The organism is Prosthecobacter gellanilyticus, from assembly GCF_007992435.1.
Classification (GTDB): domain Bacteria; phylum Verrucomicrobiota; class Verrucomicrobiia; order Verrucomicrobiales; family Verrucomicrobiaceae; genus Prosthecobacter; species Prosthecobacter gellanilyticus.
In genome coordinates this window covers 144,454-160,278 of the sequence record NZ_BKAG01000003.1, presented here as the reverse complement: position 1 = coordinate 160,278, position 15,825 = coordinate 144,454, and the positions used below count along the sequence as shown (strand labels likewise).

General features: G+C 59.9%; 15 protein-coding genes. 9 read left to right on the top strand and 6 right to left on the bottom strand.

Annotation, left to right across the window (positions count from 1 at the left end):
- Nucleotides 1-41: 41 nt before the first annotated feature.
- The 3 genes from BGE01nite_RS03615 to BGE01nite_RS03605 all read right to left on the bottom strand — a co-directional run bounded on the left by BGE01nite_RS03615 (nucleotide 42) and on the right by BGE01nite_RS03605 (nucleotide 2,964).
- Entirely contained in the window at nucleotides 42-680 is a 639-nt protein-coding gene (locus BGE01nite_RS03615; RefSeq protein WP_218032886.1) for a polysaccharide biosynthesis/export family protein, read from the bottom strand.
- Nucleotides 681-893: 213 nt separating this feature from the next.
- Entirely contained in the window at nucleotides 894-2,609 is a 1,716-nt protein-coding gene (locus BGE01nite_RS03610; RefSeq protein WP_146848899.1) for a hypothetical protein, read from the bottom strand.
- 55 nt (nucleotides 2,610-2,664) lie between these two features.
- Entirely contained in the window at nucleotides 2,665-2,964 is a 300-nt protein-coding gene (locus BGE01nite_RS03605) for a PLDc N-terminal domain-containing protein (RefSeq protein WP_146848898.1), read from the bottom strand.
- A gap of 268 nt (nucleotides 2,965-3,232) precedes the next feature.
- Here BGE01nite_RS03605 and BGE01nite_RS03600 point away from each other — a divergent pair, with 268 nt between their 5' ends.
- The 4 genes from BGE01nite_RS03600 to BGE01nite_RS03585 all read left to right on the top strand — a co-directional run bounded on the left by BGE01nite_RS03600 (nucleotide 3,233) and on the right by BGE01nite_RS03585 (nucleotide 7,539).
- Nucleotides 3,233-3,511 (top strand): hypothetical protein, encoded by a 279-nt coding sequence (locus tag BGE01nite_RS03600; protein WP_146848897.1) that lies wholly within the window; start codon nucleotides 3,233-3,235, stop codon nucleotides 3,509-3,511.
- Nucleotides 3,512-3,784: 273 nt separating this feature from the next.
- Nucleotides 3,785-4,906 (top strand): endonuclease/exonuclease/phosphatase family protein, encoded by a 1,122-nt coding sequence (locus tag BGE01nite_RS03595; protein WP_218032885.1) that lies wholly within the window; start codon nucleotides 3,785-3,787, stop codon nucleotides 4,904-4,906.
- Nucleotides 4,903-6,135 (top strand): glycosyltransferase family 4 protein, encoded by a 1,233-nt coding sequence (locus tag BGE01nite_RS03590; RefSeq protein ID WP_146848895.1) that lies wholly within the window; start codon nucleotides 4,903-4,905, stop codon nucleotides 6,133-6,135. Before BGE01nite_RS03595 ends, BGE01nite_RS03590 begins: the two co-directional genes overlap by 4 nt.
- Nucleotides 6,136-6,240: 105 nt before the next feature.
- Nucleotides 6,241-7,539: a hypothetical protein gene (locus BGE01nite_RS03585; RefSeq protein WP_146848894.1), complete on the top strand. Its 1,299-nt coding sequence runs from the start codon at nucleotides 6,241-6,243 to the stop codon at nucleotides 7,537-7,539.
- An 87-nt stretch (nucleotides 7,540-7,626) separates the two neighbouring features.
- On the opposite strand, the gene tyrS is transcribed toward BGE01nite_RS03585, so the two are convergent.
- Complete coding sequence (gene tyrS, locus BGE01nite_RS03580; protein WP_146848893.1) at nucleotides 7,627-8,799, bottom strand: tyrosine--tRNA ligase; 1,173 nt, start codon at nucleotides 8,797-8,799, stop codon at nucleotides 7,627-7,629.
- A gap of 423 nt (nucleotides 8,800-9,222) precedes the next feature.
- Here tyrS and BGE01nite_RS03575 point away from each other — a divergent pair, with 423 nt between their 5' ends.
- Genes BGE01nite_RS03575 through BGE01nite_RS03565 form a run of 3 tightly spaced genes read left to right on the top strand, consistent with a single transcriptional unit; the run spans nucleotide 9,223 to nucleotide 12,639 of the window.
- A complete protein-coding gene (locus BGE01nite_RS03575) occupies nucleotides 9,223-10,671 on the top strand; it encodes a pectate lyase (protein WP_146848892.1) in 1,449 nt (482 codons plus the stop codon).
- Between the two features lie 13 nt (nucleotides 10,672-10,684).
- On the top strand, nucleotides 10,685-11,614 hold the full coding sequence (locus tag BGE01nite_RS03570) for an alpha/beta hydrolase (RefSeq protein ID WP_146848891.1): 930 nt from the start codon (nucleotides 10,685-10,687) through the stop codon (nucleotides 11,612-11,614).
- Nucleotides 11,611-12,639: an NAD(P)/FAD-dependent oxidoreductase gene (locus BGE01nite_RS03565; RefSeq protein WP_146848890.1), complete on the top strand. Its 1,029-nt coding sequence runs from the start codon at nucleotides 11,611-11,613 to the stop codon at nucleotides 12,637-12,639. The genes BGE01nite_RS03570 and BGE01nite_RS03565 overlap by 4 nt, the downstream gene beginning before the upstream one ends.
- A gap of 66 nt (nucleotides 12,640-12,705) precedes the next feature.
- Here BGE01nite_RS03565 and BGE01nite_RS03560 read toward each other — a convergent pair whose 3' ends face one another.
- A complete protein-coding gene (locus BGE01nite_RS03560) occupies nucleotides 12,706-13,461 on the bottom strand; it encodes an exodeoxyribonuclease III (RefSeq protein WP_146848889.1) in 756 nt (251 codons plus the stop codon).
- Between the two features lie 40 nt (nucleotides 13,462-13,501).
- Nucleotides 13,502-14,347, bottom strand: coding sequence for a hypothetical protein (locus BGE01nite_RS03555; RefSeq protein ID WP_146848888.1), 846 nt, complete (start codon nucleotides 14,345-14,347; stop codon nucleotides 13,502-13,504).
- Between the two features lie 62 nt (nucleotides 14,348-14,409).
- Between BGE01nite_RS03555 and BGE01nite_RS03550 the strand changes: the two genes are divergently transcribed.
- The gene (locus BGE01nite_RS03550) at nucleotides 14,410-14,838 is read left to right on the top strand and encodes a BlaI/MecI/CopY family transcriptional regulator (protein ID WP_308741212.1); all 429 of its coding nucleotides are present in this window, start codon (nucleotides 14,410-14,412) and stop codon (nucleotides 14,836-14,838) included.
- Nucleotides 14,839-14,856: 18 nt separating this feature from the next.
- Complete coding sequence (locus BGE01nite_RS03545) at nucleotides 14,857-15,792, top strand: M56 family metallopeptidase (RefSeq protein WP_146848886.1); 936 nt, start codon at nucleotides 14,857-14,859, stop codon at nucleotides 15,790-15,792.
- The last annotated feature ends 33 nt before the right edge of the window (nucleotides 15,793-15,825 follow it).

Sequence of the window (15,825 nt, the reverse complement as noted above, 5' to 3'; positions counted from 1 at the left end):
AAGTTGGAGAGTCGAAAGCCCGAGTCAGCGGGCATGTAAGGTCACAGGCCGATCAGCTTCTGAGGCACGACCAGCATGTCACCATCCTGCAGTGCGAGATCGGGTTCCTCGCTTTTTTCAATTTTGTCGAAGTTGACGGGGATGCGCTGGGTGTTGGTGCCTGCATTGCGGCGCAGCACATAGCTCTTACGCTTGTTCGCAAAGGGGGTGAAGCCACCCGCGTCCATGATGGCCTGGTATGCGGTGACCTGACCACCGCCGACGAAGGGCACCAGCACACGACCTGTGCGGGTCACATTGCCTGAAAGATAGATGGTTAGGCCGGCGGAGACCTGGCCTTCTGCGCTGCTGGCACCACGGCGGACAGGGTCGGCGACAACCGTGGCCTGGCGAAGCTGGTTCTGCTCCAACACGGCTTTCACGGTGCCCTCCACCTGCGCCAGTGTCATGCCCAGCACCTGCACACGTCCTGCTTTGGGGATGATGATGTCACCACTGGGACGCACGATGTACTGGCTGTTGAACGAGGCATCCTCCAGCACGAAGATATCGAGCGCGTCACCGACAGCTGTTTGATAGCCGGCGGTTCCGATGTCATCCGCACGCCTAACCGGAGGTGTAGGCGCTTCAGGCCCTTCGATATCAACAGGTGCTTTGGTTTTGCAGCTAGAAACCAGCATTGGCAGGACCATCATCAAGGAGACAAGAACACGACGGCGGACAGAGGCTTTGAATGGACCTTGGGCTGACATACGAGAGGAGATGGGAAACGAAGGGGTTGGGAACGCAGTTCAAATGAGATTGGGCGGCTCGTCAAATGATGAAACGGGCCGCCCAAGGCGCTTTTCAGACGATCGCTGGATCAAGCTTGATTCCGCCTGATCCAGGCTGGATCAGAATTGTTTCATCAATCCAGCGTAGATCAGATGCTCGGAGAAGTTGTCTGTCTTCTGGCTGCCAGCACCGGCATCCTGATATTGATACATCATGTGGAAGCTGGTGCTCATGCCGATGCGGCGGAAGTAGTTGGCGCGGTAGGTCCAGACGTCCCAGCCGCGGTCGATGTCTTCCATGCGGAGACGCTCGAAGGAGGTGAACAGGCTGAGAGTGGATTTTTCGTCCAGGATGATGCGTGCCACAGCACCTGCGGCGGCGATCTTGTGATCGCGACCGATGCGGTTTTCGTTCAGGTATTGGCGGTCAGCATACATGAGGAAAACGGAGGTGGAGAGGCGGGGCCCGAGGATGTGGGTCAGCATGTAGCTGACGTAGTCGGAACGAGTGCGCTGATTGAACTCCGGATCGGTGACGGAGCGGCCACCTTCAAGAGAGTGGGAAGTCCAAGGCCCGATCTGGTGGCGGGCGCCGAAGGTGCCGAGCCAGCTGTCCTGATCGCGAGTCTGATCGGCGCTGGAGGACCAGAGATAGCCTGCATTTCCGTAAAGGAGCAGCTGGGGATTCACACGGGCTGCGGCACCTGCGAGGAGCCAGTGGTAGCTGCTGCTCCAGGCATCGTAGGTGGTGCCTTGATAGGCCACGTAGGGGCGGAAGTTTCCTTTGGTCCCGGCCAGAACCGCACCTGCGGTATCCCAGGAACCCAGATGATCCATGTCATCATCCCAGAAGTCGTAGCGACCATAGTAGGTCGAGAAGGACATACCGGTGCCGATGGTCGTGGTGGCGTTGAAGTAAGAGTTGTTGCGGTAGAAGAGACGATCGCTGCGGAACAGCTGGTCATTCGTGGAGAGGCGGGTGTCCCCGGTCATGTCAACATAGGAGGGGCCGAAGCCACCGAACTGGAAGCGACCCGCTGGATCCACCGGGCTCATGTCCCAGGCCTGCGCATTGACGAAGAAGTTCTCGCTCAAAATGCTGTCCTGCAGCATGAACGCCTGGAACTGATCATAGAAGGAGAAGTCCCAGCGACCGACCGGAATGTGGAAGCCGATCGTGGCGGAGGTCTGGGGATTCAGGTAGCTGTTCAGGCCGAAAAGACCACCACCTGCGGCCCAACCCACCTCACCCTTGAGAGGGAGCCAGTAGATCCAAGGATTGATCGTGATGGCGAAGCGGTCAGTGATGTAGGCGGTGAAGCGGGCGCTCAACCATGTCATGGCGGCCCAATTGTCATCCGCAAGCCCCGCAGCGGTGATGCCCGGGGGATTTCCCTGCACGTCCGAATAAATGGTGGCAATGCCGCCATAGACCTGATCGACATAGAAAGGACCCATACGGTAAGCAAAATACGGATTTTGCTTCTGCATGTGGTTGATGCTCGTCTGGTTGGTGAAGAGGTTTGGCAGCGCCAGACCCATGGCCCCGCTCAAGCCCACATAACCCTCAGGCTGCTGCAAGCCCTGCCAGGCACCGAAGGTTGTGATCTGCGTCAGGAAGGCGCTGGCTCCGGAAATGGCACCGACGCCGGCAGCTGGAGCATCCAGGGCGCCGTTAATCAGGACATCCGAGGAGAGCCCCTGGTAGCGCCCGCCGCCATAATAGTACTCCTGGCCTTGGCTAACGGAGTCCTGACCTTGCCCGAGGACCGACCCGGCGAGGAGAGAACACAAACCGGCGATTCTAAGCAGTGGGAAGTTGCTTGTGGAGTTCATGGGAGAGATGGAGTTGATGGAAACTTTGCCGGGGAGTCAGGATCGGGAGATCCCGTCAAGAAGAGGCCTGGAGTGAGCCGCCAGGTTTCTTGACTGCATCGTTCTTGCGCCAAGCCAATGCTTTGCGCCAGTCAGCAAACACAAATTCAGATAGCGCGTACAGCAGCAGGCCTGCCAGCGGGACGGTCAAAACAAGCATCCAAAAGATTTTGCCGAACGTACCTCGATGACTCCCTTTTACGTCGACCAGACAAACGATCCACAACGCCACCCAAATCATCGCTGCCACCATCAACACCAAGTCTGAGGTGTTTTGGGGAGCGAATCGAAGAATGTTTTCGAAAATCGTACGCACGGGAGAATATTTGGAGCGCTAGGAGTAGGACAATAGACTGCTTGGGTAAAATCGTAAAGCTAACGTTAACAGAAACACTGTTTTTTTTCCGAAGAGTTATTCACATAATACCCCGGAGGAAACAGCTACATTGCAAGTTTTGAGACCTTTTGACGCTTCGCAATACTCCCCTAGTGCCATAGTCGGTATTTTTTTTGAATTTTTGCCCGCCTCAAGATGCCGGAATCCTTGTCTTGCGGGTGTGGAATCCTGAATTAGAAATGGGCCGATGTTTCCGCCCCCCTTGCCATCCACCAGGCACTCCAAGAGCGGGCTGACGATCCTGGAATCGTTGGTCCTGCTGGTCACCGCCATTCTTATCGCTGTCGTGGCCGTGCCGGTCCTGCTGGTAAAGTACGGCTATTTGAAGGGAGAAGGCAACGAGCCCATCCTCACGCAGCCTCCCGCTGCTGTGCAGCCTGCTGGGTCAAAAGCAGCATCTTCTCCCCAAGCAGAGCTCCCTGAAACACCGAAACTTCCGCCTCCAGCGGAGTCGCTGAACCAGTAGCTTTTATACACCGCTCCTTCGTTTTTTCTTAAATTCGCCATGGCAGACAGCCCAGAGTCAGGCTCCCGGCGCTCCCAGCGGCGACGCTACTCCCAGGACGAGCTGCTGCTGCTCAAGAGGCTTGAGGAGAAACCTGCCCCTCCCAATTCCATTTCCCCAGGAAATGGCGATGCAGAGGAATTTGCCCCCCGGACTCCAGAGCACCATGAGCCCTACCCTCCCGCCGCTTCGGCATGGGGCTGCTACCGAGTCTTGAGGCTTATGACCCGGGCCGTGACATGGCTCTACCTCCTGGGCTTTTTTGGCCTCATGGTGGGTTTCCATTTCTGGGGGCAGGCAAACCTGACCACAGCCGCCCTGATGTACACTCCCCAGTGGATCATCATTCTACCTGGTTTGCTGCTTTTGCTGCCGGTCTTGCTGTTTGACTGGAAAAGCCTGCCCTTCCTGCTGCTGGCCTGCGCCTATTTTGGCCACTCGCATCTGGACTTCCGCTTCGGCGGCCCGGTGACTCCTCCCTCCGCAGGCGTGAAGGATCTCAATACTCTGCGAGTGGTGACCTGGAACCGCGGGCAGGGAAAAGGCGCCTCACTCCAGGTAGTCAAGAATGCGCTACACCCGGATATTGTCGTTTTGCAAGACCAGGTGGGAAAAGCCACCTACTATAAGAGCACGCCAGAATACTCGGAATTCAAGGACGTGAACGGTGCGGGCGAGTTTGTGATGCTCAGCCGCTGGCCGATCGTGAGCGTGGAACTCCTCGGCATCGACCGGACGCAGAAGGGTGCGCTCAGCTCCGGACGGGCCGCCCGCTTCGTGGTGATGGCAGCCGGTGCGCGCATCGCCATCTACAATATTCACCTCCAGACACCGCGCGGCGCATTGGAATCCTACAAGCGCGGCGCTTTCCTCTATGGCATCATCGGTCTGCCGGGGACTCCGTGGGCGGAGAAAAGGAAGAGCTATCAAGCCTTCTGGGACAGCCAGATGACCGTGGCACGGGAAATTGGCGAGCGCATCCGGGCCGAGACCATCCCGGTCCTGGTTTGCGGCGACTTCAATACTCCCACGTTCGGCCCCATTTATGATGAGTTTGCCGGCCAGCTTCAAGACGCCCACCTGGTCAAGGGAAGCGGTGTGGGTTACACCTTCCCCGGAGACACCGGCAATCCTCTGGCACTCTTCCAGCCCTGGCTGAGGCTGGACCAGATGTTTGCCTCCAGTCATTGGGAGATCCGTCGCAGCGAAGTTATCGAGGCAAAGGCCCAGCATTTGCCGGTCGTGGCTGATTTTCATCTTCTGCCTGAACACCGGATCATGGGCGGTGACATTCCAGCCTCTGCCCTCACACCACCGCCAGCACCGACCGAGGCTCTGCCGCCCAATCCGCCATGATGGAGACCGAACGTCCGAGTATTCTCTGGGTCAATGTCCGCCTGCTGCATCCCCTGAATGGAGGCGACCGCCTGCGCACCTACCACATGCTGCGGCAAATGCGCCGTCATGCGCGCATCACTTATCTCTGCCCGCGAGTTCCCCAGGACACGGACGAGGCCGTGCAAAAAGCCTCCGAGTACTGTGATGAGGTCATCACCTTCGATCTCGATCCACCGCGCGGCGGCACTGCGCGCTTCTACCCGGCCGTGCTGTGGAACTGCCTCACCAGCAGCCGCCCCTTTGCCTCACAGAAGTACTCTTCCAAACAAGCGCGCGATCTGATCACCCAGCAGCTCGCCAGCGGCAGGCATGACCTCGTCATCGCGGACTACCTCATGTCCTGGATCCACTTCGCGGAGTTGAAGCTGGCTTCCGCAGTCCCGACCATCGTCTTCCAGCACAATGTCGAGTCCCTCATCTGGCAGCGCCATGTGAAGAACACCGCAAATCCGCTGCGCCGCTGGATCTGCCAGCGCGAGTGGCAGCTCACTCGTGACTTTGAGGATCACGCCGCGCAGCATGCCACGGGTCAAATCGCCGTTTCAGAAGATGAGGAGCGCACCTTCCGTGATGAGCGGGGCATGAAAAACGTCCTCGGCTGGGTGCCCACCGGTGTGGATTGTGACTACTTCACTCCCAGCACCGCCACCGCGCCTGTGCTGGCCTTTCTCGGCAGCATGGACTGGCATGCGAATGTAGATGCGGTCGAACATTTCGTTCGGCACAGTTACCCGCTCATCAAGGCCCGCTGTCCAGAGGTAAAAGTCATTCTCATCGGTCGTAATCCCACGCCTGCTGTGCGTGCTCTGGCTGCGGAAGATTCCAGTATCGAAGTCACTGGCACCGTCGATGACGTGCGCCCCTATCTCGAGCGTGCCAGCATCATGATCCTGCCCCTGCGTGTCGGCGGCGGCACCCGCATCAAAGTCTTTGAAGGCATGGCCGCCGGCCTCGCGCTCGTCTCCACCCACATCGGCACCGAAGGCCTTCCCGTAGTGCATGGCGAGCATGCCTTGCTGGCCGATGAAGATGCTGACTTTGCGAATGCCGTGATCTCCTTGATTGAAGATCCGGCCAAGCGTCAGCGCATCGCCAGCACCGCGCTCACCTGGGTTCGCCAAAACTTTAGTTGGGCCACCGCCACGGACAAGTTCATGTCGTTGGCGAGAAAAGTCCTCAAAGAATAGGTCTCAAACTAATCATTCCAGGCTTGGCATCCGCCCTGCATTGCTCTCAAACTGTCAGAGTCCTGACTTTTTGATCGTTGACCCTTTGACCTGCATTCTGCCTGCATGCTGTTCCTCCGTCTGCTTCTTCTCCTCGCCTGCCTGGGTTCGGCCGCGTGGTATGTCGATCGCGAGCAGCGCGCCGGCCGCTTCCAGCATGTGGACGATCTCTTCCTCGACGTGCTCGTGGCCAATGCTCGCGAGCGCCTGAGCCAGCCCGTGAAGGATGAAAGGGACGGCGGCGTGGCCTTCATCGCCATCAAAGAGGAGCAGCGCGGCGAGTATGCGAGCTGGCCACCTCCCCCGCTGGACTGGCAGACGCTGCTGAGAGGGCTGCAACCCTATGACCCTAGTGTGTTGCTCATCGCCATGCCACTGGGCTGGGGCACTCCCGCACCTGAGTTTGTCCCCGCCGTGAATGACGCTCTCCTGCCCTTCACCAGCGTGGTTTTCGGGGTAGAGACAAGGCTGGTCGAAAACAAGACCGCTGCATCCACGCCGCCGTTCATGGGCGATTTGGCAGATGCCCTGCCGCACTTCCAGCGCGTGGATGGTGAAGTCAAAGATGCCCAGGCTCTTTCCGCGCTCATCGCTGCGCCGGAGGCTTCCTTGCGTGCTTCTGGCGAACTCGGCCTGCTCTCCGTCATATCGAAAGCAGGCACGTCATCCCTGCCCTATGCCTTGCGTGCGGAGAACACCCTGCTGCCAGGAGCGCTTGCCCAAACTTTTGCTCGCCTCACGAACAGCCCCTATGCTCTGCACCGTCTGCGCCTTGGCCCTGGCGGCGGAGCCTACTTGGCCGAAGGCACCTTCGTGCCTTTGCAAAGCGATGGCAGCTTGGCTGTCACTCAGCGCACCAATGTCCCCGTCATCAATGCGCTCGACCTCATGACAGGCACCTTGGCGGATGCGCTGAGTCCTGCCGACAAAGCCGCTTTGAAGCAGAGCAAGGTCATCGTCATCGGGCTCGATCATGAGGCGAATGAAATACCGCGCCTTGCCTATCTGCATGCGCAGGCCATCGCGGACACTCTGCGGCTGCCGCATCTGCAAAAGCTCACCGAGATCCAGCAGTGGATCGCCTGGGGCATCGCCGCGTTGGCGGCCGCCTGGATCGCCCTGCGTACCCCGCGCTGGAGCGCCCTCTGGCGCGGCATCGGCTTCATCTTCATCGCCCTTGTGGCCAGTTTCCTCGCCTTCCACTTCAAGCTCCTCTGGTGCCCGCCCACCATGCCCGTGGCCCTCATCGCCGTCGGTGCCCTGGTGGGCAGGATCGCCGGACGCGGCAAGCCCAAAGAAGCTCCCGCACCCGCTGCGGCACCCACTCCCGAGCCAACTCCGGATCCTGTTGCTCCTATTGGTTAGGCAGTACAGATACGTTGTTCACGCTTTAGCATCTGCTTGGGAGTTCATCGAACACGCTGAAGCGTGAATAACGTACTCCCGGGAACCTCACGCCAGCCTCACGCTGCGCTTCTTGTCCAGCTTCAGCACCGCGCCGCTTTCCCAGGCAGGCTCCGCCTTCGGATCAGCCAGCTTCTCGCCATTGAGCTGAATGCTTCCGCCTTGAATCAAGCGACGCGCATCGCCACCGGAGACAGTCTGCTCAAACACCGTCAGGTAAGCATGCTGCACCACACCGAGCACGTCCTTGCGCTCGCCCAGCGTGTAGCTCGGCAGCTCGGCGCTGGCCATGTCACGCTTGCTGAAACGCGTGTCCCAGTCGTCACGGCAGCCCTGCGCCGCCTCAGCGTTGTGATAGGTCGCCACGCACTTCGCGGCGAGCTGCTTCTTCGCCTCCATCGGATGCATCGCCGTGTCCAGCACCTCGCCCAGCACAAGCAGATAGTACTTCGCCATCAACTCATCCGGAATGCTCATCAGCTTGCCGAACATGTCCTTCGGCTCATCGGTGAGACCCACGTAGTTGCCCAGGCTCTTGGACATCTTCTTCACACCGTCCAGACCTTCCAGCAGCGGCAGCGTCATGCAGATCTGCGGCTCCATGCCCTCTTCCTTCTGCAGGTCACGGCCTACCAAAATGTTAAACAACTGGTCGCTGCCGCCAATCTCCACATCCGACCTCACCACCACGCTGTCCCAGCCCTGCATGATCGGGTACTGGATCTCGTGCAGGCGCACCTCGGTGCCGTTTGCCACGCGATTTTTGAAGTCCTCGCGCTGCAGCATCTGCTGGAGAGTGACTCGGGCGTTCAGCTTGATCACCTCCATGAAGGGCATCTCCTTGAACCAGGAGCCGTTGAAGACGACCTCGGTTTTGTCCTTGTCCAGCACCAGGAAAGCCTGGTCCGTGTAGGTCTTCGCATTCTTCAGCACCTCGTCATAGGTCAAAGGCGGCCGCGTGGTGGATCGGCCCGAGGGGTCGCCAATCATCGCCGTGAAGTCACCGATGATCAGCACGATCTGATGCCCCAGATCCTGGAACTGGCGCAGCTTCCGCAGAGCCACCGCATGCCCCAGATGGATGTCCGGCGAGGTCGGGTCCACCCCCAGCTTGATGCGCAGCGGTTTTCCGCGGGCCAGCTTCTCCGCCAGCTCTTTCTCGCTGTGGATCGTGACAGTGCCGCGCTTGAGGATTTCGAGTTGTTCAGGGACAGAGAGCATGGAGAGATGAGAAATTCAGAATGAACGAGACGTCGAGGCAGGAAGCAGCACCCCTCCGACATGAGCCTGCATCCCTTCCCGCTGGACGATTGGTTTTCAACCCAGAATCACGGCACCGCATCCCGAGTGCGAGTGATTTTCGACCCAGAATCCATGATCCAGCCTCAGATCACGGCAGGCATCGACTTCCAGGGTTTGGTCAAACCTTCTCCAGGGCGAATGGGCAGTCCCTTTCACAACGGGTGTCGCCTCACCAGCAGCAGCCTCCACCCAACCACATCGGCGAGGGTGCCCACTCCACCCCACCCACCCCGGAAAATGGTCTAAAGCTCCATCCGGCTTGTCTCCCAGAGCTTTCCCCCATTCCCCGGCGAAAGGACAAAGCAGCGCCGACGTTCCGTGTGCTGTTCGCCAACCACGACCATGAAACTCCTCCCAGCCTTCCTGCTCCTTCCACTCGCGCTTTCTGCCGCCGATCCCCTGCCTGATCCTGCCGCGACCACGGAAGCGCTGAAGAAGGCCGTGACCTTCTGCACCACGAAGCTGGCCGTGCATGGCGGCTATGCCTCCAGCTGGAAAAAGGACCTCAGTGCCGGCATGACGGAGCACAGCGAATCCAAGACGGTGATCTCCATCCAGCCTCCCGGCACCACCACCCTGGGCCTGGCCTTTGTCCGTGCCTACAAAGCCACCGGTGATGCCCAGATCCTCGAAGCCGCGAAGGCTGCCGGCAAGGCGCTCGTCGAGTGCCAGCTCGCCAGTGGTGGCTGGAGCAGTGACTTCGATTTCGCCGAGGACAAGGCCAAGAAATACTGGCTGCACCAGCAGGTGCTCGCGGGCGACAAGGAGCAGGGCAAGCGCAACAACATGAGCACGCTGGATGACAACAAGACCCAGTCCGCCATGCTCTTCCTTCTGGAGCTCTCCCATCTTCCGGAATGCAAAGACGATGCCGCGCTTCAGGAATGCGTGAAGTTCGCTTTCGACAGCCTGCTCGCCGCTCAATACCCGAACGGTGCCTGGGGCCAGCAGTTCAATGGCCCCGCAGATCCAGCCACCCCAGTGAAGAAGGCGGCCTATCCAACTTCATGGTCACGTGAGTTCCCAAAGATCAACTACACCAGCTTCTACACGCTGAATGATGGCAACCTGCAAAAGGCCACACAGCTCATGCTGCGCGCTTATGAACTGACCAAGGATGAGCGCTACCTGAACAGCGCGAAGAAGGTGGGCGACTTCCTCATCATGGCGCAGATGCCCGATCCGCAGCCAGGCTGGGCCCAGCAGTACAATCAAGACATGGAGCCCGTGTGGGCGCGTAAGTTTGAGCCACCCTGCGTCACCGGCGGCGAGAGCCTCGGCGCCATGGAGACCCTGCATGAGCTATACGTCGTCACGGGCGATGAAAAATACCTCAAACCCATCCCCGCAGCCATGGCCTGGTATGAGCGCTCCGCTCTGCCAGACGGCCAGTATGCACGCTTCTACGAGTTGCAGACCAACAAGCCTCTCTACTTCGTGAAGGACACCTATATGCTCACTTACGACGACTCAAACATGCCCACGCACTACGGCTTCAAGATGGACCACATCGGCCGCGATGTCGCGAAGCTGAAGGAACTCCTGCAGCAGCCGCGCGAAAAACTGCTCGAGAAGCGTGGAGACTCCGCCAGTGAGAAGAGCTGGGTCAGCAAGGCCAAAGGCTCCGCCGGCAAGGTGAACGCGGCTTTGAAAGCTCAGCAGCCAGATGGAAGCTGGGTCAATGGCGAGAAGATCGATGGCAGCGAGACCACCAAACATCTCATGGCCATCGCCTACTACCTCGAGGCCGCGAAAAAAGGCGGGGCTGAGTTTGCTAAGCTGCTGAAATAGTCTCCTCTCCACTATGCACCTTCCGACCGCCCTTGGCGTCTGTCTCGTCACTCTCGGCACCTGCCTCATCGCACAGGCTGATCCCTCCCCGGCTCCGGAGGGATACATCGCCGTGCGAAATCTCGACTACGCCGGGCAGGACAATCCACGGCAAAAGCTGGATCTCTACCTGCCGGAGAAGCCTCCCGGCAAGCTGCTGCCGCTCATCGCCTATATCCATGGCGGTGGCTGGGAAGGCGGCACGAAGGATGACGCGGGAGTCACGCTGCACTTCATCAAGCAGGGCGGCTACGCCGGCGCCTCCATCGGCTATCGCCTAACCAACGAAGCTCATTGGCCATCGCAGGTCTACGATGTCAAAGCCGCGCTCCGCTGGTTGAAAAGTCACGCGAAGGATCACGGCATCGATCCTGACCGCATCGCCCTCTTCGGCATCTCTGCAGGGGGGCATCTCGTCAGCCTGCTCGGCACCAGCTACGGCGTGAAGGAACTCGAGGGCGATGTCGGCAAGGCTGGCGATAGCGTCCGTCCGGTCTGCATCGCGAACTTCTGCGGCCCGGCGAACTTCCTCACCTTCTACGGCAAAGGCAGCGTCATTGATGCTGACAAGCCCAACAGCGCCATCGCCAAGCTCTTCGGCGGACCGATGAGCAAGCACCTGGAGGAAGCCCGCGCCGCCTCCCCCGTGACCTATGTGACCAAGGATGATCCGCCCTTCCTGCACATGCACGGCACCGCAGACACTCTGGTGCCCTATGCCCAGGCGGAGGAGTTTGATGCAGCGCTCGACAAAGCCGGTGTCTCCAGCACGCTGCTCACCGGCAAGGACGCACCGCATGTCTTCTTCTCCAAGGACTTGATCGACAAGATGCAGACCTTCTTTGACAAGCATCTCCAGGGCAAGCCTGGCGACGTGAAGCAGGGTCCGGTGGCCGCGAAATGACAGCGCCACGCATCCTCATCATTGGTGGCGGTCTCGCCGGCACCTGCCTGGCCTGGCGCCTGCATGAGCGCGGCGTGCCCTTCATGATTGTGGACCGTGACGAGCCGGGCACATCCTCGAAAATCGCCGCAGGACTGGTGACACCCATCACCGGCATGCGCATGAACCTCAGCTGGCGCTATGACACGCTTCATCCAGAAGCCGTGGTCTTTTATCGTCACCTTGAGAGCGTGCTTGGCAGCAGCTTCTACCACGACCTGCCGATTGTGAAACTCCTGCGTGACCAGTGGTCCGCCGATCGCTGGCAGAAGCGCCGCGAGCAACCGGACTTCAAACCCTACTTCAAAGACACGCAAAACCCTCTGGTCGACGAAAACATCTTCTCCGCACCCTTCGGCGGCTTTGAGATGCAGCACAGCGGCTGGCTGGACAGCGCCACTTTCCTGGCAGCTAGCCGTGCCTACTTCATTGAGAGAGGCTGCTGGCAGACCGGAGAGTCTGACGGATCATTGGTTTGGCGTGGCGAGACCTTCACGCATGCCGTCTTCTGCATTGGCTGGGAAGCAGCAAGACACGCCTGGTTCGACTGGGTTCCCTTCGGCTCCGCACGCGGCACCGTGCTGCAGGTAAAAGCAGACACAGGTGGCGAGACACGCATCATCAACCGCGGCTGCTGGCTCCTGCCCCGTGCCGATGGCACCCTGCGCGCAGGCCCCACCTACGAACTCAGCTTCGATGATGCCTCCACACCGTCCCCCGCCGCCATCGAGGACTTGGAGACCAAGCTGCAAAGCCTGCTGAAGCAGCCCTATGAGATCCTGGACTCACAAACCGCCGTCCGCCCCATCATCCCGCGCAAGCACGCGCTCATCGGCTTCCACCCCGGCAAGCCTAACATTGGATTCATCAACGGCCTCGGCTCCAAAGGCGTCCTCCGCGCCCCCTGGGTCGGCCGCCAGTTCGTCGAGCACCTCCTTGATGCCAAACCCATCGAGCCCGACATGGATCTCGCGGGGAATTTTTAACAGGAGATTGGGAGGGTTTGGAACAGAACTCCAAAACTCCCAATCTCCTGTAAAAAATCTCCGGCCTCATCCCACCACCAACTCCACCGGGCAATGATCCGACCCGTGAATGTCATCACGGATCTTGCACGCCTTCAGCGCCGGCTTCAGCTTCTCCGAGGCTAACCAATAATCCAACCGCCATCCGATGTTCTTCGCGCGGGCATCCGGCGTGCGCTGCGTCCACCACGTATAGCGGCCCGGACTCTTGTCGAACTCACGGAACACATCCAGGAAACCAGCATCCAGGTGCTCAGTGAAGCTCGCGCGCTCCGCATCACTGAAGCCTGGGTTCATCCGGTTGGACTTCGGATTCGCCAGGTCGATCTCCTGATGCGCGCAGTTCAGGTCACCACAGCAAAGCACCGGCTTCTTCTTCTCCAGCTTCTTCAGATACGCACGAAACGCCGCATCCCAGTCCAGGCGATACGGCAGCCGCACCAGCGCTGCCTGCGAGTTCGGCGTGTACACCGTCACCAAATAGAAGTCTGGAAACTCCGTGGTAATGACGCGTCCTTCCTTGTCATGATCCGCAATGCCCATGCCCACCGTCTCCGACTTCCATGGCACGCGGCTGAGGATGCACGTGCCGGAATAGCCCTTCTTCTCCGCGCTGTTCCACACCGCCTGGTAACCAGCGAAGAAGCCGAGGTCCACCTGCTCCTTCATCGCCTTCGTCTCTTGCAGGCAGATCACATCCGCATCGCCTTCCAGCAGGTATTCGCGCAGACCTTTGTTCAGCGAGGCACGGATGCCGTTGACGTTCCAGGTAGAGAGTTTCATGGGGCCGCGACTTTCCGCAGCCCCACGCCACCGTCAAACCTCAGTTGCCAAAGGCACGCGCATCATCCCGCAGATACGTCTCCGCCACACGGTCGCGACGGCGTGCCGACTCGTCCTCCTCATAGCAGGCCATGCCGATCACCCCCACATTGCGCGCACCACGCTCGCCAAAGGCCGTGGCAGCACGTGACTTCGCCACCGTGCCAAACTCTAGTGTCCGCAGCTTGCCGCCCACCTTCATGCCACGGATGGAGACGGAGGACTTCGCAGGCACCACATAGCCGCGCTTGCGGGTCGAGGCCGGTTGCCCGTCGAGAATGTCCAGCCCGTCGATGCTCACCACTACTTCCAGGCGACGGTCGGTCAGGTTCTTCAGGTCCAGACCATAGCGGCTGCCAGCATCTCCGATGACAAAGACTTTCCCGCCGGCATGATAGTGCTCATAGGCACTGCCATAGCCCCAGCCGCTGTTCACGCTCACCTCCAGCTTGCCAGGGATCAGCACAAACTCGCCGCCGCGCTTCACCGCCTTGCCCATCATCTCGGCCATCAGCTTCGCGCCTTCCTGGTCATTGTAGTGGAAGGTGGCCACAGCATCAGGCTGACTGCCAGACTTCCGATAGAAGTGCGTGTTCGTGGATCGATCGTCGATCTCATGCCCCAGTTGTGTGCCAAGCCCCGGACGCTTCGCAAGGACGTCATTGGTAGGGCTTGAGGCGGGCTTCCCACCTTCGGAGTAGGAGCTCCTGCTAGCGGTCTCAGATGCCGGAGCAGGGGCAGGCGCCACGCTCATGCACTGGCTGAGCAGCAACCCCAGGCTCGTCGCGAGGAGAAAGGCTTTGAGAATTCGAGACAGAGAGAGGGTGGATGCAGGTGTTTGGTCCATGTGCAGATTTTTCTGCACTTTATTAGCCCCGTCAATTTCTAAATGCAGTTTTTTCTGCACTTGTGTCTTGCCAGCACCGTTTTGTGCATCATCATTCTCTTGTGGCACGCGCACAGCTAGACCCCCTCTCCAAAAAAGAACGCCAGGCGATGGATATCCTCTACCGTCTCGGTGAGGCCACCGCCGCGCAGGTGCAGTCCAGCATGACCGATGCGCCGAACTACTCTGCCGTTCGCGCCTTGCTCGGCGTGCTGGTGGACAAAGGCCACGCCAGCGTGACCAAGGCCGAAGGCGCGCGCCACTATCTCTACGTGCCCAAAGAGCCCGCGCAAAAAGCTGGCAAAGGCGCACTGAAACGCCTGATGGCCACCTTCTTCGATGACTCGCCCGCCGCTCTCGTGGCGAATCTGCTGGATCCCTCCGAGCGCCGCCTGAAGCCCTCGGAAGTCGACCAGCTCCAGGCCTTGATCGATGCGCATCGGAAACCCTGACGACACCTTGTCACCACCATGATCTGGTTCCTGCTCTCCTCCAGCCTGCTCATGGCAGTCGCCCTACTCGTGCCCGCGAGCGCCATCGGCCTGAGAAGACGCGCGCTGGAGATCGCCGCGCTTGCCGTGCTCTTCCTGCCTCTGCTGAGCCAGATAATGCCGGAGAATACAGAAGCCTCCGCATCGCAGACTTCGGCGGAAACCATCTCATCTTCAAATCTCTGGCTCTCACTATGGCTCCTCGGTATCACCTTCACGCTCGTCCGCAGTTGGAGACAATGGCGCCAAGTACGCCGCATGTGCCTGCACGCACGCGAACTCCTCAATGAAGAGCGCACCCGCGTCGCCGAACTACTGTTGCTTCAAAACGATCGCGACCTGAAGCGCTTCCGCGTCTCATCGCTTGTCGAAACCCCACTCGCTCTTCCTGGTCGCCAGGGCGGTGTCTTGCTGCCGGAAGACTGGATGACCTGGCCCGCCCGCCTGCAAAAGACCGCGCTGCGCCATGAATGGCATCATGTGCTTCAGCACGATGCCTCGCTGGCCTGTCTCATGCGCGTCTTTGCCGTGCTCTTCTGGTTTAATCCCCTGGCCTGGAGACTCGTCTCCGCCTGGTCCGCCGCCTGCGAACATGAGGCTGACCGCGCTGCGGTGGCCGATGCGGATCCCGTTGCCTATGCGGATGACCTCCTCGCCTTCGCTTCCGGCAGGATGTCCGCTCCCGCTCCCCTGCCCGCCTTCACCAGTTCCCGGCTCGGGGACCGCATTGCCCTTCTTTTCGTTAGGCCGACCTGGCGTAGACGCAGCCGCTGGCTGGCCATCGCCAGTCTCCTTGCGCTCGTCTCCATCACCCTCGGCTGCGCCTGGCTGGGCCGGCCGCATGCCGTGATCATGCGTGAGGAAGCCCAGACGCGCCTCGCCGCCTCCGCCTTCCCGCTGGATGATGCGCCCTAAGCTGCTTCCCTCATTTTAGGACAAGCATGCCTT